The organism is Coprococcus sp. OM06-34AC (assembly GCF_003462545.1).
Classification (GTDB): Bacteria; Bacillota; Clostridia; order Lachnospirales; family Lachnospiraceae; genus Coprococcus; species Coprococcus aceti.
Map to the genome: position 1 here is coordinate 20,542 of NZ_QTZF01000007.1, position 24,034 is coordinate 44,575.

The following is a 24,034-nucleotide window of genomic DNA, read 5'->3' on the forward strand; positions in this document are numbered from 1 at the left end:
TTTCCTCATCCTACAAACCACTTAATAATTCCAGAAGCTACATAAACAATCAAACACCCAATCAACGAGAACAAAAGTCCTGCAAAATTTCCGCAAATTCCAATAATCACTGCAACTATATATTTTAATATATAGCCATCTCTTTTCTCTAACTCATTTACAAAATAATACACCCCTGCACTTACGCTCATAACCAGCATAACTATCAAATAAACCCAATCCATACCTGTCCTTACTCTAAAATCCAGTTTATATAGAATACTATAATTGAGAATACCCAATATCACTATCCACGCAGCACACATTAATCCTCGTACATATTTTGCTGTTGATACATTACCAAATAATTTCTTTTGTTTTTGTAATGTCTTGTTTAATTTAACATGCTTTGTTTTATTATTTGTACCACGATTATTAAACGTCTTTTGTTGAAGCGGTTTATTATTTATAATTGCTTTGTTAGAGCTAACAATGCCGCTATTCGTTTTATTAAATGTTTTTTGTTGAAGCGGTTTATTGTTATTTGTTTCCATTATTTGCACCCTTCAAATCATATGCGTTTTCATTAAATCTGTTTTTATATCTTTGTATAAGTCTTTCCCAATTTGGCTCCTTATAATAATCTTCAGCCTGCATATGAATATCCAATTCTGTATTGATTGCTACTACTACTGTTTTATCATCATCTACAACATTCTCTGGGAGTTTTTCTATATAAACTTTTCTTCTATCCTTAATTTCATCTTCATTTATCTCTTGTTGAATAAAAATATAGGGATCTAAGAAGAACTTTGCCAGCGATGTATAAATATTTACTGTTTCCTCTTTAAGATATACAGGAAAGAACAGTTCATACATACCATCCGTTGCTAACAGTACACTTACTACATTGTTATCGAATTTACCAAAGTTCCAATATTTTTCGCCAAAACATAATGGGAAAACTCTTCCTTCATCATCACGCTGTTGCCTTGTTACATTATAGAACTTTCCATCCTGACCCAAAGCTATTATTCCACTATCCCCTGAATGTCCAAAAAACAAATTATTTGCTTTCAATACAGCAAGAGATAGCGTAGTATCATACTGATTAACATCCCTTTGATCTTGAATTGCCCTCATTTGAATTGCCTCAAGGGATTTCGTGAAAGCATTTTTTATTGTCTTAATAATATCAACATCATTTTTATTCTCGTTTATTTCCTCACTACATACTTCAACAGCAACATCTACTGCAATGTGCGAGGCAATATCCGAATATAATTCACTGCCTAAGCCATCCGCAACAGCAGCAATGCATAAGTTATCATTTATCACTCGTATAGCATGTGCATCCTGACATACAATATTGTGCTTTGCATGTGCAATTCCCCTTTGAGTAAATCCATATGTATAAATCACCCTTTTATTCTCCTTACTACATCCAATCATCTGTATTCTTATCAACATTTTCAGGAAGTACAATTCCCTTTGGTTTCTCTCCTGGTGAGCTTTGAGAAACTGAACGCATACTCTTCGTCATCCAATCAAAAAACTCCGTAAAGTCCTTGCCTTTTAATACAAGTGATCTTTTACCTCCGCACAGCTTATTCAGCATAGATCTGTCCGCGCCTTCAACAGCCAAGCTCCAAAGATGTAGCTTTCCTTTTTCATCTAAATCTGCAATCTCAGCAGCAATTTCATCTATAGCGCTGTTAGGATATCCATCGGTAATCATAACTATCCAAGGTTTATATGGAGTTGTTCCAGTAAATTCATAATAAAAATGACTTCTTTCTCTAACCATATCAATCGCCAGCCTCAAGCCTCCTTCCATATCTGTACCCCCACCAGCTGTCAAATTAACAAATTCCATTTGTTCAACAGGCTTCCATGGCTGTACAAGTTTGACAGTAGAATTAAATTCTACAATTGCCACATCAAGTATATTTTTTGTACGCTCATCTTTACAAACATCCTCTTTAAATCTATTAATTCCCTCATTTAAAGAATTAATTGCATCACCACTCATGGATCCTGAAGTGTCTAATAAAAATAAACAGGCCATATGCGGCTCATTTGCACTGATAATTGTTGGTGTTTCATCATTAAATCCCATAATACTACTGCCTCCTCAACATTAACTTATATTATTCTGCCATATTTATATTTATCGCCTATCAAAATATCTTTTTACAAACCATCCTGTCATATACAAATCGTTCTAATTAAAAATCCAGAACGAGCATACTAATATCAACTAATGGTTCTGTTAAAAATATCTAAGTTTTATAACTGCCATTATCATTATTACTTTTAAATAATTAAACTATTTCCACTCCATGTCATTGTACATAGTAGACTCAAAACCTTTTGTTCTTAGTCTATATACCATTTTATCCAAAGGTTTTCTCCATATATTTCTAAAAAAGGAATACCTCCCCAAAATGCGTACTACGGAAGGACTAATTGTGTAATATAATTTTATAAATAATCTTCCATACCAAGTTTTCGCTAAACAGTAATCCCTAAATCTTCTAAGAGTCCAAACCTCAGGGCAGTCATAACTTCCATATACACATGTAGCAACATAACATCCACCTTGTTTTTGGGTTTTAGGCTCATTTTCTGAAGAACTCGTATCTCTACTACTTGAAGAACTTTCTGCAATTAGCTTATTTATACCTGTCCAATAATTTCCATTTCCAATCTCAATTATATTATTAACAACCGAAATCGCATCTTCATCATTATTTTGTGCTGCTTTCAACCACCATTGTCCCGCTTGCATATAGTCCTTTGATACTCCATAACCGTTATAATAATGTGTGCCCACAATTCTATATGCAGGAATAAAGCCATATTCTGCCAATGCATAAAAAGCTTTAAAAGCACTTACATAATTACATTTGTCACCCAATTCCCCAGCAAGCAATGCTAACGCTGGTAATACATCATGATCATCACCATCTCCACCATTGTTTAGAGATGTCAAGAGCCACCTTAACGCCTCCTCATCGTCCACATATTCGTTATTTTTTATAAAGCCTATTTCACCATTTAAATACAAGTGTGCCATCATTGTTTGAGATTTAACATTTCCCGCACATGCCGCAAAAATCATAAGTCGCTCAAGATAACCAACATATTGATTAGGTCTCTCTAGCGAATCTAACGTATCTAAAATATCAATTTTACACATTAATTCATACAGATGGTCACCAACCTGTGTATATGCTATTTCTCCTATATCATATAGACCTAGTACATTAGCAATCTGATCCGGGAAATCATATTTGTTTCCCAAACTATTGACTATTATTTCTGCTGCTTTCGCCGGATTTCTCTCAACACCATAACCAAACTGATAACACAATGCCACTTCGCATGCCCAGTCTTCTGGAAATCTTTCTTTTGAAAAAGCTTCTATCATACCTTGTACACTTTTCCGGGATAGAGCATTGTAAATTTCATTTGTTTTTTTACAACTATTCATGTATTCGCACTTACCAGACTCTGATAAGTTTTCCCATAAAGCTAGTATTTTTTCTGCATCCAAGCAATTACCTGTACCTAAAGCTTCATAAAACAATCTTTCAAGTGCCTTACTTACTCCCATAGACGCAGCTTTATTAAGCCATTCTTTGTACTGAACTAAATCAACGCTTGTTCCCCAACCATATAAAAAGCAGTCCGCAACATACATCATGGCATATCTATATCCTTTAGAAGCTTTGTCACAATACCTTTTAAATATTAACTGCAAATCTCTGGTTTGATCTATCATAATTGCCACTCCTTTTACTCATAGTTATATTTTTTGTAAATAATAAGTTTTATATATAATTTCCAAGACAACCCTCGACCACACATTATCATTAAATATATATATAAATCAGTTGCTATAATGGGGTTCAATTTTATATTTCTCAATTATTACACACAAAACATTAAACATTATTTGCACATAACACATTACCTTTTATGATTATCTTATAATTAAGCATATAAATTACATATTATTTCTATTCATAAAATCATGCGAATTCATTCCATATCCTGCTTGCGGCTGTCCTCCTGCATTATCGTTTCTTTCAAAGACCAACATATTAAATGTTTTCTCATTATATCTAGATCCTATTCCTATTGATGCCAAACATCCCGCCATACATCCCTTATCTTCAACAACAGGAACTTCCTGAATTTGAACAAGTCTCCATCCACCAACAGCCTCTCGGTTCAATATAGCAGCATACTCCTTCATCGCTTCATCATAACTATCATTTTTTGTAATTTTCATTCCTAATGGACCTAACACTGTTTTGTACTGCATATCTTCATCCCTCCATTTTTATATTAACATCGACAACACTAATTTTAACTAAAAACTATTGCTGTGTGTGTTATTCATTTATTTGCATATTGTATGCATTATGGATAATCTTCACCTCCATTTGGTGGGTGGCACCGTAATAATCTTCTAATGCCCTTTACCACGCCTTTTACAATTCCGTATTTATCAATTGCCACCAACATATACTGTGAACATGTTGGTTCAAATCTGCAGGATAATCTGACCTTTGCAGGCGCATATCTCTGATAAACTTTCACAATCCATATTACAATTGATTTTGCAAATATTGAAACTAGACTAATATAAATCACTACCAGCGCAAGTATAATCTGATACCGTTTAAACGGAACATAAAATGTTAACCGCTTTGAAAATATTATCCACACAACCATAACGGCTATCATAAGCACTGCTAACCATATTCCTTTTTTTAAATTTACTTCTGGTCTATAAATTTGTTCTCTCATACTTTGCTCCGCAGAACGCATCTCCCGAAGCGCAATGTCTATAGCCTGCGATATACTCTCTTCTTTGTTTTCTCCAATAGTATTCTCATAATCACCATTCATTCTTGAGTTATTTAAAGCTTCTGTCATCTGAATGTATGGACTTCTGTTCTGTATATCAAAATGCATATTTTGTTTTAAATTAGTAAAATCATAATCTTTCATATAACGGGTCTCTTTAGATAACAATATATCACGCATAACTGTTGTATTGTTATTATATGGTTTATTGTGTAGATTTCTATGTCTATATGTACTTATATAACGTTATATCCATCTATTCCTCTGTCAGTTTCGAACATATAATGTTAGTTTACTGGATTTTTTGCAATCCCACATTTCTTTTGTACTCATATAAATCGTTTACAAGGTATTCGTTTGTTTTCCTTTCCACGTTTGCATTCCATGATTTCATACTATATTTTTGTTGAACGGAATGCTATTCTACATATTTCATTTTTCCAAAAATATTCTTTCTATAGTGCCCCAATTCCTCTGCCAGTCCCTGTTTTAACTGTTCATTCCTAATCTCGTTGTAAACCATCATAAGGAAATTGTATGCCCTATCAATGCAATTCTGTGTTTCCATCATTCTTATTATAGTTGCCTGTTTTTTTACTATTTCCAAATAAACAAGCTCTTGATATGCGTTCTTCTCTGTCCTTGCTAGTTCCACATCATCTTCTACAAATGATATAAATTTACAATAATCATCGAAATTTGAATCTGTTACTTTACAACAAAGAGCGTATAATAATCTAGATTTCTTGTCATTTAAATTAAGTACACGCATAGCATCATCTTCCGCTCCCTGCAAATACAAATAAAATCCATACCAATATGACGCATCTACAAAATTATTATATGCCATTCTACTGTCTATCCCTTCAATAGCTTGATGTGTTTTTAGATACGCATCAACCAAATAAGAATACTTATAATAATCCAGTACATTCTCCTTACATTTATCCAAGCCTTCTCCTTCTATCCCCAATGTCAGCAAAATACTATTAAACCCACTCAAATAAAACAATGCCTTCACCACTCTCGGCGATAATTTGGATACATCTGATAAATCCATTGATTCACATGCTTTATTAAACCACTTGGCAGCCAGTCCCGGTACCGATTTTTCTCCTTGTCCTGCATAATACTCACCAAGCAATAACATATATTCAATGTCTCCAGCATTTGCTCTTGCTTCAGCTTCCTCGATTGTCATAAATTATACCCCCGTGTCTACTAATTATTAAATATTGAAGTTCAATTTTGCGTACTTGTGTTACATTCAATCTCATTCTTTATACTTCACACTGCCAAACAAACCTTTTTTGTAATGACTCAATGATTCATCTATAATATCCTTCGTTGACTGTAGCTGCATATGTGTACTTGCAAACCATAATATTTCATATGCACGTTCATCTGAAGGTATCATTCCCTGATATCCCACGCCCAATCTTACAACTTCTGCAAGTCCCTGCAAGTTTGCCATATATACCCCCTCTTCGTATCTATCCTTTGGTTTATCAGCGTATATCTCATCGCTCGCAAACGGAAGAACCATATTATAGAAATCAAATATCCCCTGTAGATTCACAGTTATATCCGTCTCGCCAAAAATACACTGTGCAAATAGCAACTTTATCCTCTCATCTTCAGATCCTGTATCGATCAACAATTTCTTAGTTGCAACATAGTCTCCAATTATGAATGTATACATTGCATACCAATATGAAGCATCAACATAACTCTTGTATATCCTTTCCTCCATACCGGCCGTCAACTCTGGTCTGTGTTTATTGATATATCCTAATTTCGCTGCATATTTATAATACTCAACTATAGAATCTACACATGCCTTCAAATCCCCTGTCACCTGTTTCTCTGCTACCAGATACATGCCCATAAGAGAACAAGACTGAGCATATGCATGTGCTATTCTTGGATGGGATTCATACTGAATTGGATCAGGTGCAGTTTCGCAAGCCTTTTTGTACCAGTTCAAGGCATCTCTCAAATCTCCAGTATCCCCTGTTCCCACATAATAATCTCCCAGCGCAATCATGGTATCCACGTTCCCATTTTCAGCTAATTTTATCGCTTCGTCTAATGTCATTACCCTCTCCTCTCTTTCTACAATAATAAAAATTATACCATATTCGCTTGCTTCGCTACTATTTCATAGATTGTTAGGCTGTTTTCTATGTCTATATGCATTATAACTGTACATTTCTTTCCTCTATTCCTCTGTCAAATCCTTAACAAGCGAAGTTATTTTACTTAGCACTTCTGCTTTCTCTTTGTCTTTCAATCTGCCAACGCTGTATCGTCTGATATACAAAGTTTCCTGTGTGGCTGTGGAAATTATTATTGCCATAGCCCAGTCAAGCATATTCTCTGTAATTTAATCATCAACCATAACTGAATATCTATAGATCAAATTCCCACTTATCATGTCATATTGAAAAGCACAAAATCGCCTGTTAAAGTTTCTCTTCACGATCTCTTCACACACAATATAACTGTACTTTGATTCTAATATCACTGGTATTACAACCTCTGCCTTGAGTTCCCTTGGAATACTCTCGATGTTTATTCGCACCCTGTAGATTCCGTTCTCCAGATTGAATACCATCTCAAACAGGGTCTCCTCCTCGCGTAAAGAGGTTTTATCTGATTTCCATTGATTCTCAGCTATCCAGTCCCTCACTGTTGATACTGCTTAATCCATAAATACTTTGTTTTCCTCCGAACTTGCAATCTGATCAAATTTTCCCATAAAAATATCCTCACTTTCTATTTTTTATTTTCTAGTTAGATATTTATGTCACCTTATAATTTAATTCATAATTTTCCTTATTTGGGGTAGTTTTATGTGTAACTAAAATTTTCCACAAACATACAATTCGAAAGCTGATTTTCAACATTGCCTAAATGATGTGCAATCGAGTGATTTTTGATTAAGCATACGCAATCCTTACCCCAAATACTTCCATCCGAATACGCTTTTTTGGAATAGTGCAAGTTCAGCTCCCAATTCATCAGCAAAATCCTTTGAAACCATTTCTAATTTAATCGCAAGGCTCTGCTGATCAAGTTCATTTTGAAGTAAATCATGTGCACGTTTTAAATCCTTACAATTATACAAAAGATATGAATATGCACACCATACTCCCTTATTATATAAATGCCACTCTATAAGCTGCCATGAACACGGTCGTTTTATCTTTGAACCATCATTTAAAACTTTAAGTTCTGTATAAGAACTGCTTCTTTCTCCGTCAAATTTACTTTTAATTGTACTCATATCCTGTCCCGTAACTTTAGCATACTCAACCCACTCCTGGCCAAGTTCAAAATGAATTACACCCCTTAAAAGTCTGAATTTTAGGTCGTCTTTACAACCTTTATAACCAGATGATGTTTTTAATGCTCCTTCCAAGAGTCTCTGTTTTCTATACACTTCTTTTATTGCATCTGATATTTCATCAAAATTAATCAAATAATAAGTAAAAAATGCATAGTAAAACATAGAATCATAGTATATATCTGGCAATTTAGCCGAATCATACTCATCACCAGCATATTTATTTCTATCCTTATACAGACTTAAAGTCTTTTCATACAAATCTCTCCATTTGTCATACCAGCCTTCGCCATCATTTAAATTCTCACTATTACTTATAGCTTCATCATATTCCTCAAATTTTCCCCTAACATCAGCTACTGCCAGTCTATAGTCCAAAGCATCTGCAGCATGCTTGTAAAACTGCACCCTTTCCTTTGAACGATCTATTACATTTTTTAAAACTACAACATCAGCTTCTGTGTCAACATATTTTTTTGACAATTTGTAGACTGATTTTGCGTCTTCCAGCTCCTCACTCCACTTATCTCTGATTACATGTGGATCTTCATATGTAGGGAAATGCTGGTACATTTCAAAATTTTTTAGCACCTTATCCTTTAAAGCGAAATAATTATTATCTGCGTTTTTCTTCGAAAAAAACATATTTCTACCATTCCTTCCTTGTTTAATCATATATTTTAAGTAAAAACATACATTTTTATTGAACAAAAGAATTGCGAAACATCCCAAACCCTGAATGCAATCAGCCAAAAGTCTAATTACATCCAGAGTCAGGACCTTTTTTCTCTTTTGTGCTAACTACTTCTAACTACTTTCTTGTAAAGTAACCGTTGCAGCCCGAAGAGCTTTCTGATGGATAGTAATAAGCTCTGTTTCTTGTGCACCATATCTTACCACTGCTGTCTCTCTCATTTGGATCAGCCCAGCCGCAGTCGCCACAACAATACGCACAACATGTTCCCTCCGGGATTTTCACACACTTTTTCTCTTTCGTCATTGTCTTTTCCTCCATTCATTTTATTTACATTTTTGAACACACACTATATGACATTCAAAATAATGTACCTTTTTATCTGCTTTCCTATTATTTTATTTGTTATTAGAAATCCTTTTTCACCTCATATGTAAGTTCATTTACCGCTCCCCCAGAACTCACCTCATACCAGATAATAGTCCCATCATCGGGAAATACGAGTGGAAAATGTACATATTTCAAGCCATTCTCCTTCATTATGCGATTTGCATACACAACATCTGCAGCGGACAATTTCCTCATATCCAACGGATGGCTGTGTATCACGCCAGCAAATGTTATACCTTCTTCATACCAACTCTGCAAAACACTATTAAGTTTTGAAATATCTGGTATATATACTGATTCCTTTTTTTCATAGCTGCTGTGTTGTCCATCAAAGAAAAATTTCTCTATGATATTTCCTCTTACGCCAAGTATTCCTCCCATTTCTGGTGAAACACTTCCAATTGTCTTCATGATGTCATGGTATACACAACCTGAAATACACACCCCAGGGCTGTCCTTGCTTGAGATATCTTTTCTTCTCATACCTGTATCACCACATCCCCATACCTTCTCCCGACCTTCACCGTCTCACCATCCATCATCGTGATCACCTGATGGTTGTAGCTTCTCACATAGTCTCTGTTCACCACAGCTGCAGCCGAGCATCTCACAAAATTATCGGGAAGCTCCTCCACGATCTCGCTGAGTGGCCTGTACTCATAGAACACACCGTCTGATTTATCCGTTTTCCTTGTCGTATAATACTTCGTCACGCGTTTCTCTATTCGTATGTACATTATGTCGCGGCAGTCGAGGATGTTGACATTTCTGTCGTACCGGATCTTCACGAAACGCTTGCGCTCGTCGCTGTGCAGTTCATCCATGAGCTTGTCCACAAGTGTCACAAGTCTCGCATCGTGCCTGCCTTTCAGCATGCAGTTCACATGCCGGGCATCATAAATATCCAATTCGTCTGGAATTTTATTTGTGTAAAAGATTATGTTACATGATGGGACACTGTCATTGATTTTGCGGGCGAGCTTCACACCGTTTTTGCCGCCAGGAAATGACAGTTCTGATATAAAGATATCACAGTCGAACTTCTGATCATCGAGATCTAACATTACCAAATCAAGGTTATATGAAATAATCGTCACATCATCATAACCAATACACTTGTTTTGCAGATAATCACGTACTTTTGAGACATGGTCTGCCTTGTTTTTCAGATTTCTTTCTGTATTTCTGGAATTTTCCTTAAGATTTCTAAGCTGCGAATTTAATAGAAACACTGTCCTTGCTGTCTCGGCAGGGTTTACGTCACACACACCTATCTTCATATTTGAATCTCTCTCCCCTCGATTTATGCGGATCTCCACCTCATTACCCTCTGACTGTAGCGAAATATGGGAGGTTATTCAATTATTACCATACTTTAAAAAGTCTAAAGTAATATATAATTCAGCCATTGAAAAAAGCACTCCTGTCATCGCGTTGTCTATATTACATTTTTCAATGTCCAGTGTTCATCGTGTTGGTCTTTTTCATTTCATTCCATCACCGAATGTATTTTTTGTCCAATTTCTACACAAAAATCCAACTTATTTTGTTGAATAGCGACGATTTATAGTATATATTCATATGTAGCCGGTTACAAAGCTTATATTTTCAAATAATACGAGGGGGAGGATACACATATGAACTACCGCACCAGACCAGCTGAGCATATCTGCTCACTTGAAGATCTGTTTATAAACTATCTCGGGCTTGATATACCCATAGTTCCGCAGACTTCTTCTTATTCCAATAAGCACACTTTCAGCCAGTTATTTTTTACACAGAATACGAATCAATGCGATGACATTGACAAAATTCTGTCTTTTTCTGTGTTCAAGGACTCCTCACTTGAAAAATTGAAAGCGGCAGCGTTATCGCCAAGGCAGCCTATGTATTACCTCATCCATCCAAATGAGAGTTACCCGACAGGCCTTAAGCTGGGAGTGTTCTTTTCCAACCTGGCAAACAAGAACTACAGCGGAAATGAGCAGCCTCCTGCGATCAGAGAAATACTGAAGTCAATAGATTATGACAAGCTGTGTTCTCACTTAGCTGTCCTTATAGAAAATAAATGTAATGAGAAGCAGGAATTTATCACGGAACTCCAATCATATCTGAGTAACGTGATGGCCTGTGACATTGAACTAACCAGTTACTGCTCTCTGTTCAGATGCGCATCACCTTCAGAATATCTTACGACCTTCCTTTTATATGCATTGTTTGACGATGTCAACTTTCCGGCATATGCCTCCGAGGTCGCTCTGTCCAGAAAAAATACGCAGTCAGGTAAGACGGCTCCTGCAATTGACCTGAACAACCCACATTTTCAGAAGCTGATGAATGATGCCAGGCGTACTGACAGACTTCAGGCATTTGCAACATATACACTCATAGTGCTTTACTCTGTACAGATGCTGGGGGCTGTATTTTCGACAGTGCTGATGGACAGCTACGACGAAACCAGTTTCAAATGGAACATGTTTATCATATCCATGCTGTGTGCTTCCATCATACTCACATCTCTCAGGTTCATTCCATTCTCACTGCACAGAAAATACTCTGAGCTCAGCCTCATACTAGAGCATTCTGTCCTAGACGAGAAGAACAACACCTACAGCATCACCTGGAATCATTTTCAGAACTGTTCAAAGTCCTTCAATGCCATACAGAGAAACAGACGAATCATAATAACTCTGTTCTGTATACTGGGAGGCTGCTATGTCGTACTGTCATTTGTGGTGAACTCATTTCCACTGCTGGTGGCTCTCGTCAGTCTTTCATTTGGTGCAGTGCTAATGATTGACAGCATGCTATACGACCACATAGCTTATAAAAAATATGATATGTATTTTATGGATGAAGCTACTAAACGCATTCCTTCATCCGCGTACGGGGCAGCCCGCATGTGCGCATGGGATTACGACCCCAAAATGGATTCCTTCAGACATACCATGTATAACAGACTAACCAATTACAGTGAAGACTGCATAAGATATATTTATGATCAGGTGTCTGATACGGCGAGATACAGTTGGGCTACCATGACAGCTTTCATCATAACGCTGTCGTCCATCGGCGTTGTAGCCGAGATTCTCCAGCTTGTCAGACCTGATTTGGAATATTTTCGCATGCCGACTGCGACAATGCTCTATTCCGTCTCGATGATACTCATTCTCATAAGCGGAATACTCAACATTCTTATATTGCTGAGAGCAAGAGCCCACTTTCAGAAAATGGCAGAATTTTCATTCTATGCAGGCAATCCTGATGCGGAAAACTCTGACTCCACCCAATTGTTCAGACATCATCTATACGCTGGCAGCATATCTGAGCTTGCAATTGCCCGCGGAATATACAATTACAATTTCAGCATGTATGAACAAGGCATCTGCACATCGGATATACAGCCGCCTGATGACAGATATCATCCGACATTCATAGTAAATCAGAAGCAGCACCTGATCACGGATGTTGCGCTGTGCATATTTGTCGCCTACTTCAGTCTGGCTGTATGGCACACAAACAGCCTACGTAACCTTATATATCTCCCGGCACTGGTTGTCATCTATATACTGTGGGCATTTACAATATATCCTTTTCTGAAATACAAAAAGATAAAAACCAGTATCCGCAAGCTGTAAAAAAGAGGGCATATCACATCTGATATGTCCTCTTTTGTTCGTAACTATTCTGTTTTACGTGCAGTGAACTGCCTGATAAGCACTGCAGCTAACACAAGCGGTATGCCGATAAAAAGCAGCTTTGTAATTCTCATTCCAAGCACACCAACGACCAGACTTATTGCAAATATGCCGAGCTGGTCTCCTATGCCATACGCAAGTGTAGATGCAGCCGATGCCCTTCCTCTGACCTCTGGCTTCACGCTTTCCATCACCATGAGATTGATGAGTTCTTCTGCCGAGAAATAAAATCCATGCATACATCCCCACAGCACGCCGAGCAGCAATGCCGAGTGAGTGTGTCCGGCTCCAAATGTGAATGCCATACCGAACACGAAGCTGCAGGCAATCCCAAGCCTCACGATCTTTGTGCGTTGCACCCTGTCGGCAAGAACTCCTGTGACAACATTTATAATAAGTGATATGACCGGCTGGACAAGCAGCACTGTATTTACGGCATGTTCTCCCATGCCTGAAAATGCACACATCGGCTCATTGTAGTATGTTATGCCCGCGGTCGCCAGTCCCACCGCACTTATTCCTATGAGCAGCCCCTTAGTATCCGGCTGTCTCCACAGAGTTCCTAGTGTTCTGATAAAATGTATATGCTTATCATTCTCTTTGTCTGAGCTGCCATGTTTTTCTGCTTCCAACGCCCGGTTCTCATCACCGAAAGTTTCTTTTACAGCGGACACTTTGCAGATTGCTTCCCCATCTTCCATTGCATTCTGTATATCATCCGCACCGTTCTCTGGGAATCTGTACGCCGTAACCAGTGTAAGACACAGCATCCCGCCAACTATTCCCACCAAAAACAGTATTTGCCAGTTTCCTCCATCGCTGCTCACACACCGCGAGCGGAGCAGAGGTATGCACATAGCCGCTGCCATGGACACGCCTCCGCATATACCCCTGACTGTTGCCCGATGTCTCCTGTCGATGGCATCAACTATATATATCATATGTATGTCGAGCGAGTATCCAAGTATCAGCACACCATTTCCAAGCAGATATATCGGTAGCTTTTCTGCAAATATACATATGACACTTCCTGCCATAAGGAGCGATACATTTATAATCAGCATCCTCTTCCTGCCTATTATATCAGTATACGACCTGACAAACGGAGTGAGCATCCCGATAAAATAAAATGGCAGCATCATTCTGCTCATGTACGCTATGGCGGAGTCTCCGTCCATTCCTTTTGGAATTATTAAGAATGTTCTTGCCGACAGCGACTGTGTTCTTCCAAATATCTCTGTGCAGTAGGAATCTATGAACTGGATCAGGATTATAAGCACGGAGACTGTGATAACCGAAACTGCCAACCCTTTCTTTTTATATCTCTCCATGCCGCTATTCATCCGATGCTATATTGAATACAAACATATATGTATTTCCAACAAATATTTCTTTATATTTTAATGCCGACCTATGTATTCTCCGTATTATCTGTGACTTTCCCAATATTTTCCTCCTTATAGTACATAAAAAGGGAAGCTCATCGCTTCCCTTTTTGAATAACCACTGTCCATTCGCCTTGATATCACTCAAAGCGTCAACGTCTCTTACTTACTAACCTTCCTGAAGTTCTTCTTACCACGTCTCACAACAACGCCCTCTCCGTCGAACTTCTCCTCTGGAATTGTAATCTGGACATCTGCGATCTTCTCGCCGTCCACAGCAACACCGCCCTGCTCTACGGCACGTCTGCCCTCGTTACGTGATGTAACAAGACCTGACTTAACGAGAACTGACACGATATCGATGACGCCGTCCTTGAAGTCATCTGCTGTGAGTGTTACTGATGGCATGTCTGCTGCAACACCCTTGGAGAACAGTGCTCTTGCGCTCTCCTGTGCCTTAGCAGCCTCCTCCTCGCCGTGTACAAGCTTTGTGAGCTCGTATGCAAGGATCTCCTTTGCCTGGTTGAGCTGGCTGCCCTCCCAGCTATCCATCTTATCTATCTCCTCAAGTGGAAGGAATGTGAGCATACGGATGCACTTCAGAACATCTGCATCTGCCACATTTCTCCAGTACTGGTAGAACTCAAATGGTGATGTCTTGTTAGGATCAAGCCATACAGCACCCTTCTGGGTCTTACCCATCTTCTTGCCCTCTGAGTTGAGGAGAAGTGTGATGGTCATGGCGTATGCATCCTTGCCAAGCTTTCTTCTGATAAGCTCTGTACCACCAAGCATGTTGCTCCACTGGTCATCTCCGCCGAACTGCATGTTGCAGCCGTACTTCTGGTACAGTGCGTAGAAATCGTAACTCTGCATGATCATGTAGTTGAACTCAAGGAAGCTGAGTCCCTTCTCCATACGCTGCTTGTAGCACTCTGCACGAAGCATGTTGTTGACTGAGAAGCATGCTCCAACATCACGGAGAACATCTACATAGTTCAGGTCGAGAAGCCAGTCTGCGTTGTTGACAAGAAGCGCCTTGTCCTCTGAGAAGTCTATGAACTTGCTCATCTGCTTCTTGAAGCAGTCAACGTTGTGCTGGATAGTCTCCTTTGTCATCATCTGTCTCATATCTGTACGGCCTGATGGATCACCGATCATGGCTGTACCTCCACCTATCAGCGCGATAGGCTTGTTGCCTGCCATCTGAAGTCTCTTCATCAGACAGAGCGCCATGAAGTGGCCTACATGCAGGCTGTCAGCAGTCGGATCAAAGCCAATATAGAATACTGCCTTACCATTATTTACTAAATCTCTAATTTCATCTTCATCTGTTGTCTGCGCTATAAGCCCTCTGGCTACAAGCTCGTCATAAATCTGCATGTCCCTCTAGACCTCCTGTATTTATTTATTCAATGTGCGGTTCACTAGCACCACACAGGCAAATATTATAACATTTTGCTATGCACTGTGGCAAGTATATACACACAATTCCCTGTATTATTTTCTTATAAATCATATTTCACACATCATTTTCTGCCGCCGATTTCTGATCGACACCTGTATCTGCGGCACAGTCCTCCTGCCATGGCTATAAGCAGAAATATATATGGTGTTGTGAGCGACTGGTTAAGATTGACAAATGCCTGAACGGCATACCCGGTTATCCCGAACAGCACAGCTATCATACCGCCCTCATCCGCAACGTACCCAAGCAGGCACTCCAAGCCAGTCCTTGAATCTCTTGCAGCCCTTGAATCTCTCGAGGTCTTCTTCTCCTTCGATCTTTTTCCTGCAGATTGTCCGCTTGCGTTTTCATTCTCATTCATCGCAGCTTCTGATACCGCAGTTCTCACAAGAGCACCACCTGTGGTAACCAGCAGCCCCACATAACTCACCGCCCCGAATATTCCGGTAGTTATCAGATACTGCAGATACTCATTGTGAGCATTATCATATATAACACCCACCGCATTCATCATATCGTCGTAGTATCTGTCAGTCATGATCGACTTCACCGATTCATTTCCATAACCGAACAGCTTCTGTGGAACACTGAAATCCCTGTACGCCTCCATGAGTCTCCTCCACACAAAACCCCTGTAATTTCCCCAGGAATCTTCAAATGAAAATATACCCATGTGGTTGTGCGCCACATATATAACAACAGCCACGATGCCTGCAATTGATACGCCGACCGATACAGCAAGAGCTGCCTTTCCGCGGAACTTCACAGTCCACTTTGAAGCCAGCCTTATGGCCGCCCATACAACGAGAACGACCACGGACACTATCCACACCATCCGGCTGTCACTCACAAAGCAGCTCAGTCCGTCAAGCTCCGAATATCCACTGTCCGTCTGTCCCAGCATAATACTGATCGCCAGGACTCCGCACGCCATGACCAGGCATACATCCGCAAATTCTCTTATCCTTCCACGGTATGACGCCCATATCCACGCAGCTATCATGGCACCGCCCACACCTGCGTATGCAAGGTTTGCATTGGATATGATCACCGCACCTGTTCCTGTGAGCACAGCGATGACTGCTGTTATCCGTATCACTATGCTCTCTTTTCCCTCCGAGCTGATATACGCCCCGGCTGCCATCGGAACCAGCACGCACAGGAAGCTTGCAAATATGTCGATATTGCCAAATGTGGATATGTATACATTTCTTATGCTCTGCATCAGCCCTTCCCTGAGTCCAAGGAAATCATATCCCATGAACTGGCATATGCCGACAATTCCCACAAATGAGCCCGCAAGCATGAATATGACCACCACATACCGCCTTATCCTGCAATATCTCGCCATACACACATACAGGAAAAAGGCCAGCAGCACGAACTGAAGTCCGCACCTTCTGCCCTCCTCGCCTGTATATGCTGCTGCCCTATTCCCTGACATAAAGAATGCCAGAACATTTGCCAGAACAAATCCTGCCATGAATATATCCATGGCCATGATATTATGCATATCCATAAAATGTCTCAGGCGTCCGATAAACCTGCTGCCATGTGCCGCCCCTGCTGAAGCATCCTCATTCCCGCCTGAGCTCTGCGACCCATGCCCTGTGCTGACATTTCGTCCAAGCACATCCACCAACACCGCAAGCACCATAAGCACCGCATATATGCACAGTGCAATATAAAACGCCCTGTACTTGGTTACTGTTATATCAAAATATCTGTCATGAATTATCAGGGGATATGCAGCCCCCATATATATAAGAAATAATGTGGTTATTCCGTTCTGAAGTTCCCGCCTGCCGTCTCCTGCAATGTTGTCTTTTCTGCCCATACGGCTATACTCCTTTTATAAAAGCGGTGACAATAATCTGAGTATCGCACCAAGTATATTCACCCTGCTTATGTTATTTCTGCACCACGGAATATCTATCTCCTCCGACTCGGCAAATGTATCCATCATATCCTTCTTCACATCTTCTATGGCCTTGCAGTCATACAGGAGAGTTCCACACTCAAAGTGGTGATAGAAGCTCCTGTTATCCAGATTGATGGATCCCACAGATGCAAGCTTGCCATCCATGAGCAAAGTCTTTGAATGTATAAATCCAGGCGTGTACTGATATATCTTCACACCCGCCAGAAGCAGCTCCTTGTAGCTAAACTGGGTCATCTTGTATATATATTTCTTGTCCGGGATGGCCGGCGTAACAATACGCACATCCACGCCCCTCTTGGCTGCCAGCTTCAGTGCCATCATGAGCTCGTTACACACGATAAGATATGGGGTAAATATATAAATGTACTCCTGTGCATCATTTATCATCTGCATGTACAGATTCTCACCCACATTCTCTCCGCTCAGAGGACTGGACTTGTACGGCTGAACATATCCGTCACTTACGCCACTATAGTCGATCTCCGCCGGTCTATAGTTGTTGTAGCTTCCCTCTGAATATCTGAAGCTGTTCCACATCTGAAGGAACATAACAGTGAAGCTCCAGGCGCCCTCGCCCTCAAGTCTCACTCCACTGTCCTTCCATTTGCCGTACTTCTCTATCTTGTTGATATACTCGTCAGCCATGTTGTAACCGCCGGTGTGAGCTATCTTGCCATCAATAACAGTGATCTTCCTGTGATCCCTGTTATTGAAGATAGTGGCAAAGAATGGAACCACCTGATTGAACGCCATACATTTGATACCGTAGGATTCAAGTTCCTTCCAGTAATACTTCGGCACATTGAACACAGATCCGATGTCATCATACATGAACCTGACATCAAGTCCCTCCGCAGCCTTGCGCTTCAATATCTCAAGTATGGTATCCCACATATAACCCTTGTCCACGATGAAATATTCCATGAATATATACTTCTCCGCACTCTCCAGGTCTCTGATGAGATCATCCATCACATCATCGCCTATGGCATAATACTTTACACTGGTATGCTTGTACAGAGGCGCCTCAGCCACATTCTCCATATAATTACATATCCTGTATGTAGGCTCCGACTTTAAATTCTCCGCTGGGACCCAGTTGTCCCCCTTGACGTTCTCATATACCTCCTGCTGGAGAACCCGCAGAAAATTCTTTCTGAGTTTTTTAGGTATCAGCACATGTCCATAGAGCACATACATGAGACCTCCCAGCACCGGGAATATGAGTATCGGCACCATCCATGCCATCTTTACCATAGGGTTAGTATCCTTTGTTATAAGATACATTACAACTATTACGCTGAGCAGCTTGAGAGCACCCGATATATAGATATATCTGTCCTGAAGAAAAACAACCCCCAGTATCATGATCGCCAACTGGACGACCACAAGAAAGCACGTTATTACCATTCTGCTTAGCAATCTGTTCAGTATCTTCTTCATATATTTCCTGCCTTTACTGAATTGATGTCACCTTATAATCCTGATCCTCTACTGTCTTCTTGAGCACGCTGTCATCAACGTCTGCCTTGAGAGTGACAACCGCTGTTCCTGTCTCATGGCTGACTACAGCCTCCTGCACCTGGTCAAGGGCCTCAAGACTCTTCTTGACTCTGGCTTCACAATGTCCACACATCATACCTTCGATCTTCATTGTCTTTGTCATAACTTTGTCCTCCTTGATTCTATATCTTTTATTTTTATCATAAATGTCTGTCAAATTCAACCTCAGCGCATTTGTAACAACACAAAAACTTGACAGGCTCATGGCAAACGCTCCGAACATAGGATTGAGCGTCCAGCCAAATATCGGGATCCACACGCCGGCGGCAAGTGGTATTCCAATTATATTATATATAAATGCCCAGAAAAGATTCTCTTTTATGTTCTTAACTGTTGCCCTGCTGAGTCTTATGGCCGCCGGAACATCTGTGAGCTCACTCTTCATGAGAACAACATCCGCAGCATCTATGGCTATATCCGTGCCTGCACCTATGGCTATTCCTATATTTGCCCTTGTGAGTGCAGGGGCATCATTTATTCCATCACCAACCATGATCACATGCCCCTTCTGCATGAGATCGCGCACAACGCTCTCCTTGCCGTCCGGACGCACGCCCGCTATTACTCTGTCCACGCCGACCTGCTCTCCTATGGCTTTTGCGGTTCTCTCATTATCACCGGTTAACATAACTACTGAAAGTCCCATTGACTGAAGCTGGCTTATGGCCTCAGCGCTGTCCTCCTTCACAGTATCCGCCACGGCTATTATTCCAAGGACTCTGTAATCTCCGTCAGCCTCCTCGGCAAAGAACATAGGTGTCTTTCCCTGCTGTGATACCTTCTCCGCACTGTCCTTCATCGTCTCAGGTACATCTGCATATCCCTTTATATAATCCATATTTCCGCCGATGATCTTTCTGCCGTTCAAACTTCCCATCAGACCGTTGCCCGCAACAGCCTTGAAATCGGATACCTCATAATTTTTATCCTTCTGTGCATCACCTGTCTGGTAATTCTCACTGTAGTATCCAACCACAGCTCTTGCCAGAGGATGCTCTGACAGCTTCTCCAGAGCCGCAGCCTTCTGCATCAGCTCGTCACCACTGACATTCTCGGCTGCCAGTATATCCGTCACTACAGGCTCTCCCTTTGTGATCGTTCCGGTCTTGTCCATGACCACTATGCTGCTCTTTCCTGTCTCCTCAAGAGCAGTCGCAGTCTTGAACAGTATTCCGTGCTTGGCACCTATTCCATTTCCCACCATGATCGCAACAGGTGTGGCAAGTCCAAGTGCACATGGGCAGCTTATAACAAGTACCGATATTCCTCTCGCCAGCACATAACCGGCATCCTTACCCACTATTATCCACACTATCATCGTGATAAATGCTATCAGTATGACAACAGGTACAAACACTCCCGAAACCTTATCAGCAAGCTTTGCTATTGGAGCTTTGGTAGCCGCCGCATCACTTACCATATCTATTATCTTGGACAGTGCGGTATCCGCACCTACCTGTGTAGCACGACATTTCAGATAACCCGACTGGTTGATCGTCGCCGCAGACACACGGCTTCCTGCAGTTTTATCCACAGGTATACTCTCACCCGAGAGAGCTGACTCGTCCACAGCGGAATCCCCCTCAAGGACTACTCCGTCCACAGGAACGCTCTCACCCGGTCTAACGGCAAATATATCTCCAACCGCAACTTCGTCTATATCCACGGTGACCTCCTCACCATCTCTGATGAGAACGGCTGTCTTCGGGGCAAGATCCATCAGACCTTTGAGTGCGTCCGTGGTTCTTCCCTTTGAATATGCTTCAAGCGTCTTGCCGACTGTTATAAGCGCCAGTATCATGGCCGCAGATTCAAAATAAAAATCATGCATGAGCGTCATGACACGCTCACCGTCACCTGCTGTCTGCGCCGCTGTCATGGCATAGAGCACGTACACGCTGTATATGAATGAGGCACCTGAGCCCATGGCCACCAGCGTATCCATATTAGGCGAGCCGTGTATAGCTCCCTTAAATCCACTCACAAAGAATCTCTGATTTATCACCATCACAATTATGGTTAGCAGCATCTGCGTGAGTCCCATCGCCACATGATTGCCGTCAAAGAAGCTTGGCAGCGGCCAGTTCCACATCATATGTCCCATTGATATATACATGAGGGGAATAAGAATTATAACTGATTCCACCAGTCTCTTCTTCATTTTTCCAAATTCTTTGTCCGCCTCACTCTCACCGGAACCGCTGCTCTGTGAAGTATTTCCGCCAGCAGATCTTCCACCCGCCAGACTCGCACCGTATCCTGCCTTCTCAACTGCAGCCACTATAGTTCCGCTGTCGGCTGTTCCATCCACCATCATGGAGTTGGTCAGGAGATTCACCTGACACGAGGTAACTCCCTCAACATTGGATACGGCCTTCTCGACTCTTGCACTGCATGCACTGCATGTCATTCCTGTCACATTGTACTTGTCCATATATTTCACCTTTCTTTATCAAGCATCAGTCAGTTCGTAACTGCACTTGCCAATAACTGACATATCTATTTCATAAGTCTGGTAACCGTATTTACCAGATCCTCTATAGTATCATCCTTGCCATTTCTTATATCATCTGCAACACAGGTCCTGATATGTTCGGCAAGGAGCTGTCTGTTGAAGCTGTTGAGTGCCGCATTGATCGCCGACACTTGGAGCACAATGTCTGTGCAATAGGCATCATTTTCCAGCATACTCTTCACGCCTCTTATCTGCCCCTCTATCCTGTTCAGTCTGTTGAGAAGCTTCTTATACTCCTCGTCTGTCCTTGTCCTCACCCTGGCTTCCACATCGCTTATCTCTCCGCCATGATGACAGCAGCATTTCTTCTGTTCTTCCATATATCTTTCCTCCATCCTTATTGAACTCCAGCCATGCAAAATTTGCCTTCGGCAAATGACTGGAGCTACATGTCAAGTTTTCATAGAAAACTTGACAATTCTCTTTTCATCCACGGATTATATACCCCATAGGGGTATATGTCAACAATAAAAAATCCTCATAGACCAATATTTATACCACTTTATCAGTCTATGAGGATTTTTCTCCTTTAACCTATATGTCTGAGTTTTATTTACTCTGTTGTATCCTGATCGCCCATGTCAATATCAGCATCTCCGATATCAATCGCATCTGCGCTTGACTCATCACTGCTGTCTGCATCGTCAGTATCATTTATATCAGTCTCATCAATGAGGCTGTCGTCACTTATATCAAAATCTGAATCACTGTCAATAACAGAATCAACTACAGATGAATCATATGTCTGCTGGTTCAGGACATCCTTAAGATCTATCATATCTCCCGTAGTTGCATCTAACATGATGAGCTGTATTGGATAATCCTTATCAAGGCTTCCGTCCCCCATCTTGTCACACTGTGCAAATACCCATACAGGGCTGTATGTATACTTATCTCCATCCTTGAGCTTGTAGTATGTAAGTCTTACATCGTTGAACTCGATGGTGCTGTACTGTGTCTTGTTGTCTGTGTAATACTTATTTACAGCCTCTGGAAGCTTCTTGAGTGCATCTTCCCAGCTTATCAGATCAACATTGTCCTTCTTGTCTCCTGTTGCCCTGAAGGAATCTAGGCAATATGCTGAGATAAGTCCATTGTCATCAATGCCGAGCTGGAATGTCTCATCCATGGTGTCATAATATACTGAGTCATCCCCTGTCGAAAGGGAATCAAGGCCGTATACATTAGGTGTATATGGAGCCACACCGTCCACAGAACGCTTATATGTTACCATGTAACCATTCTTCTCTGCGGCAACTGTGCTGTTTGATGCATCGCTGTAATCCCACAGCAGATCAAAATTACTTGTTTCTATGACATCTGAGATTCCACATGATGCAAGGAAATCTGTTCCCTTCTGCTCAGCATCTGCCGCACTGATAGAAGCTGTGTTTGCGGAAGCCTCCTCGTCAGAATATTCACTGCTGTAGCAGTATACACTTGTTGCGCCATCCTTAGGTCTGTACTGTATAAGCTGATCCGATGGATAGTAATCCAGTGAGAATCCACCGCCTGTGGACATGTCATCGCCACTTCCATAGAATGTTACAATGAACTCGTTGTCCCCTACAGATCCGACGAATGTGTCTCCACTGTAATCTCCGGCACCCTCTCTCGTATCAGACGCTGTCTTGAGCTGATCCTTGAGGGTCTTCATGTAATCCTCATAATAGCTCTTGTCATCATCCGATGTTGCCTGATCCATCATAGCCTGAAGTGAATCTATCTCTCTCTGTACATCCTCCTTGTATGGCTTATCCCAGTTATATACATATACACCGGCGCTCACGTCAAATATATTCTCGCACACACGCTTCTTATAGTCATTGTCTACATTGTTACGCTCATAGTAAAGCACTGACATCTTATCTGTGTCAGGCACCTCTATCTCTGTGGCATTTATGGATACATCTGTGAGACCTGTATCTGCATTGATACCCTCAAGCTTGCCATTGTATGACTCCGGTACGTCGAGTCTTGATGCCAGCTTACCGCCGCCACCGCCGTTCTCGTCGTCTCCCATGTTGTAATCCACCTTCTTCTTGCCACATCCTGTGAGCGCAGTTCCTGCCACAAGTGATGTCACCAAAAGCAGCGCCGCCGCTTTTTTGTAACCCGCTTTTCTCATATAAAATACCAACCTTTCCTTACTTAATTGAAGTAATTATAA

General features: G+C 41.0%; 22 protein-coding genes. 1 reads left to right on the forward strand and 21 read right to left on the reverse strand.

Features of this window, described 5'->3' with window-relative positions; translation table 11 throughout:
* Positions 1–5: 5 nt before the first annotated feature.
* The 13 genes from DXB91_RS11600 to DXB91_RS11660 form a co-directional block, all read right to left on the reverse strand.
* A complete protein-coding gene (locus DXB91_RS11600; RefSeq protein WP_118018110.1) occupies positions 6–533 on the reverse strand; it encodes a hypothetical protein in 528 nt (175 codons plus the stop codon).
* Positions 520–1,401 (reverse strand): protein phosphatase 2C domain-containing protein, encoded by an 882-nt coding sequence (locus DXB91_RS11605; protein ID WP_158564608.1) that lies wholly within the window; start codon positions 1,399–1,401, stop codon positions 520–522. The genes DXB91_RS11600 and DXB91_RS11605 overlap by 14 nt, the downstream gene beginning before the upstream one ends.
* Before the next feature lie 16 nt (positions 1,402–1,417).
* A complete protein-coding gene (locus DXB91_RS11610) occupies positions 1,418–2,098 on the reverse strand; it encodes a vWA domain-containing protein (protein ID WP_118018114.1) in 681 nt (226 codons plus the stop codon).
* A gap of 210 nt (positions 2,099–2,308) precedes the next feature.
* Complete coding sequence (locus tag DXB91_RS11615) at positions 2,309–3,766, reverse strand: tetratricopeptide repeat protein (protein WP_118018116.1); 1,458 nt, start codon at positions 3,764–3,766, stop codon at positions 2,309–2,311.
* A 225-nt stretch (positions 3,767–3,991) separates the two neighbouring features.
* Positions 3,992–4,312, reverse strand: a complete 321-nt coding sequence (locus tag DXB91_RS11620; protein ID WP_118018118.1) for a DUF4177 domain-containing protein — start codon at positions 4,310–4,312, stop codon at positions 3,992–3,994.
* A gap of 98 nt (positions 4,313–4,410) precedes the next feature.
* Positions 4,411–5,004, reverse strand: a complete 594-nt coding sequence (yidD, locus tag DXB91_RS14675; RefSeq protein WP_330416384.1) for a membrane protein insertion efficiency factor YidD — start codon at positions 5,002–5,004, stop codon at positions 4,411–4,413.
* Positions 5,005–5,278: 274 nt separating this feature from the next.
* Positions 5,279–6,061 (reverse strand): hypothetical protein, encoded by a 783-nt coding sequence (locus DXB91_RS11630; RefSeq protein ID WP_118018120.1) that lies wholly within the window; start codon positions 6,059–6,061, stop codon positions 5,279–5,281.
* 72 nt (positions 6,062–6,133) lie between these two features.
* Positions 6,134–6,958 carry a sel1 repeat family protein gene (locus DXB91_RS11635; RefSeq protein WP_118018122.1) on the reverse strand — a complete coding sequence of 275 codons (825 nt, stop codon included), beginning with the start codon at positions 6,956–6,958 and terminating at the stop codon, positions 6,134–6,136.
* Positions 6,959–7,246: 288 nt separating this feature from the next.
* Positions 7,247–7,477 carry a hypothetical protein gene (locus DXB91_RS11640; protein ID WP_118018124.1) on the reverse strand — a complete coding sequence of 77 codons (231 nt, stop codon included), beginning with the start codon at positions 7,475–7,477 and terminating at the stop codon, positions 7,247–7,249.
* Positions 7,478–7,819: 342 nt separating this feature from the next.
* The gene (locus DXB91_RS11645) at positions 7,820–8,854 is read right to left on the reverse strand and encodes a hypothetical protein (RefSeq protein ID WP_118018126.1); all 1,035 of its coding nucleotides are present in this window, start codon (positions 8,852–8,854) and stop codon (positions 7,820–7,822) included.
* 166 nt (positions 8,855–9,020) lie between these two features.
* The gene (locus tag DXB91_RS11650; protein ID WP_015533868.1) at positions 9,021–9,209 is read right to left on the reverse strand and encodes a hypothetical protein; all 189 of its coding nucleotides are present in this window, start codon (positions 9,207–9,209) and stop codon (positions 9,021–9,023) included.
* A 102-nt stretch (positions 9,210–9,311) separates the two neighbouring features.
* Positions 9,312–9,776: a hypothetical protein gene (locus DXB91_RS11655; protein WP_118018128.1), complete on the reverse strand. Its 465-nt coding sequence runs from the start codon at positions 9,774–9,776 to the stop codon at positions 9,312–9,314.
* Positions 9,773–10,573 (reverse strand): LytR/AlgR family response regulator transcription factor, encoded by an 801-nt coding sequence (locus tag DXB91_RS11660; protein ID WP_118018130.1) that lies wholly within the window; start codon positions 10,571–10,573, stop codon positions 9,773–9,775. Before DXB91_RS11660 ends, DXB91_RS11655 begins: the two co-directional genes overlap by 4 nt.
* A 357-nt stretch (positions 10,574–10,930) precedes the next feature.
* Here DXB91_RS11660 and DXB91_RS11665 point away from each other — a divergent pair, with 357 nt between their 5' ends.
* A complete protein-coding gene (locus tag DXB91_RS11665; protein ID WP_118018132.1) occupies positions 10,931–12,931 on the forward strand; it encodes a hypothetical protein in 2,001 nt (666 codons plus the stop codon).
* 44 nt (positions 12,932–12,975) lie between these two features.
* Here the strand turns inward: DXB91_RS11665 and DXB91_RS11670 are convergent, their stop codons facing one another.
* The 8 genes from DXB91_RS11670 to DXB91_RS11700 form a co-directional block, all read right to left on the reverse strand.
* Positions 12,976–14,322, reverse strand: a complete 1,347-nt coding sequence (locus DXB91_RS11670) for an MFS transporter (RefSeq protein ID WP_158564609.1) — start codon at positions 14,320–14,322, stop codon at positions 12,976–12,978.
* Positions 14,323–14,326: 4 nt separating this feature from the next.
* Positions 14,327–14,524 (reverse strand): hypothetical protein, encoded by a 198-nt coding sequence (locus tag DXB91_RS14040; protein WP_147343991.1) that lies wholly within the window; start codon positions 14,522–14,524, stop codon positions 14,327–14,329.
* 14 nt (positions 14,525–14,538) lie between these two features.
* Positions 14,539–15,759: a tyrosine--tRNA ligase gene (tyrS, locus tag DXB91_RS11675; protein ID WP_118018136.1), complete on the reverse strand. Its 1,221-nt coding sequence runs from the start codon at positions 15,757–15,759 to the stop codon at positions 14,539–14,541.
* 146 nt (positions 15,760–15,905) lie between these two features.
* On the reverse strand, positions 15,906–17,681 hold the full coding sequence (locus DXB91_RS11680; RefSeq protein ID WP_118018138.1) for an O-antigen ligase family protein: 1,776 nt from the start codon (positions 17,679–17,681) through the stop codon (positions 15,906–15,908).
* A gap of 15 nt (positions 17,682–17,696) precedes the next feature.
* Positions 17,697–19,229, reverse strand: coding sequence for a cardiolipin synthase (gene cls / locus DXB91_RS11685; RefSeq protein WP_015533874.1), 1,533 nt, complete (start codon positions 19,227–19,229; stop codon positions 17,697–17,699).
* Positions 19,230–19,242: 13 nt separating this feature from the next.
* Positions 19,243–21,783, reverse strand: a complete 2,541-nt coding sequence (locus DXB91_RS11690; RefSeq protein ID WP_118018140.1) for a heavy metal translocating P-type ATPase — start codon at positions 21,781–21,783, stop codon at positions 19,243–19,245.
* A gap of 65 nt (positions 21,784–21,848) precedes the next feature.
* On the reverse strand, positions 21,849–22,184 hold the full coding sequence (locus DXB91_RS11695) for a metal-sensing transcriptional repressor (protein ID WP_022216248.1): 336 nt from the start codon (positions 22,182–22,184) through the stop codon (positions 21,849–21,851).
* 233 nt (positions 22,185–22,417) lie between these two features.
* Positions 22,418–23,992 carry a hypothetical protein gene (locus DXB91_RS11700; RefSeq protein ID WP_118018142.1) on the reverse strand — a complete coding sequence of 525 codons (1,575 nt, stop codon included), beginning with the start codon at positions 23,990–23,992 and terminating at the stop codon, positions 22,418–22,420.
* Positions 23,993–24,034 lie beyond the last annotated feature (42 nt).

Excerpts from the sequence above, each read along its gene's own strand:
- DXB91_RS11600 (WP_118018110.1), bottom strand. The coding sequence starts at position 533 with ATGGAAACAAATAACAATAAACCGCTTCAACAAAAAACATTTAATAAA.
- DXB91_RS11610 (WP_118018114.1), bottom strand. The coding sequence starts at position 2,098 with ATGGGATTTAATGATGAAACACCAACAATTATCAGTGCAAATGAGCCG.
- DXB91_RS11615 (WP_118018116.1), bottom strand. The coding sequence starts at position 3,766 with ATGATAGATCAAACCAGAGATTTGCAGTTAATATTTAAAAGGTATTGT.
- DXB91_RS11620 (WP_118018118.1), bottom strand. The coding sequence starts at position 4,312 with ATGCAGTACAAAACAGTGTTAGGTCCATTAGGAATGAAAATTACAAAA.
- yidD (WP_330416384.1), bottom strand. The coding sequence starts at position 5,004 with ATGAAAGATTATGATTTTACTAATTTAAAACAAAATATGCATTTTGAT.
- DXB91_RS11630 (WP_118018120.1), bottom strand. The coding sequence starts at position 6,061 with ATGACAATCGAGGAAGCTGAAGCAAGAGCAAATGCTGGAGACATTGAA.
- DXB91_RS11635 (WP_118018122.1), bottom strand. The coding sequence starts at position 6,958 with ATGACATTAGACGAAGCGATAAAATTAGCTGAAAATGGGAACGTGGAT.
- DXB91_RS11640 (WP_118018124.1), bottom strand. The coding sequence starts at position 7,477 with ATGGTATTCAATCTGGAGAACGGAATCTACAGGGTGCGAATAAACATC.
- DXB91_RS11645 (WP_118018126.1), bottom strand. The coding sequence starts at position 8,854 with ATGTTTTTTTCGAAGAAAAACGCAGATAATAATTATTTCGCTTTAAAG.
- DXB91_RS11650 (WP_015533868.1), bottom strand. The coding sequence starts at position 9,209 with ATGACGAAAGAGAAAAAGTGTGTGAAAATCCCGGAGGGAACATGTTGT.
- DXB91_RS11655 (WP_118018128.1), bottom strand. The coding sequence starts at position 9,776 with ATGAGAAGAAAAGATATCTCAAGCAAGGACAGCCCTGGGGTGTGTATT.
- DXB91_RS11660 (WP_118018130.1), bottom strand. The coding sequence starts at position 10,573 with ATGAAGATAGGTGTGTGTGACGTAAACCCTGCCGAGACAGCAAGGACA.
- DXB91_RS11665 (WP_118018132.1), top strand. The coding sequence starts at position 10,931 with ATGAACTACCGCACCAGACCAGCTGAGCATATCTGCTCACTTGAAGAT.
- DXB91_RS11670 (WP_158564609.1), bottom strand. The coding sequence starts at position 14,322 with ATGGAGAGATATAAAAAGAAAGGGTTGGCAGTTTCGGTTATCACAGTC.
- tyrS (WP_118018136.1), bottom strand. The coding sequence starts at position 15,759 with ATGCAGATTTATGACGAGCTTGTAGCCAGAGGGCTTATAGCGCAGACA.
- DXB91_RS11680 (WP_118018138.1), bottom strand. The coding sequence starts at position 17,681 with ATGGGCAGAAAAGACAACATTGCAGGAGACGGCAGGCGGGAACTTCAG.
- cls (WP_015533874.1), bottom strand. The coding sequence starts at position 19,229 with ATGAAGAAGATACTGAACAGATTGCTAAGCAGAATGGTAATAACGTGC.
- DXB91_RS11690 (WP_118018140.1), bottom strand. The coding sequence starts at position 21,783 with ATGGACAAGTACAATGTGACAGGAATGACATGCAGTGCATGCAGTGCA.
- DXB91_RS11695 (WP_022216248.1), bottom strand. The coding sequence starts at position 22,184 with ATGGAAGAACAGAAGAAATGCTGCTGTCATCATGGCGGAGAGATAAGC.
- DXB91_RS11700 (WP_118018142.1), bottom strand. The coding sequence starts at position 23,992 with ATGAGAAAAGCGGGTTACAAAAAAGCGGCGGCGCTGCTTTTGGTGACA.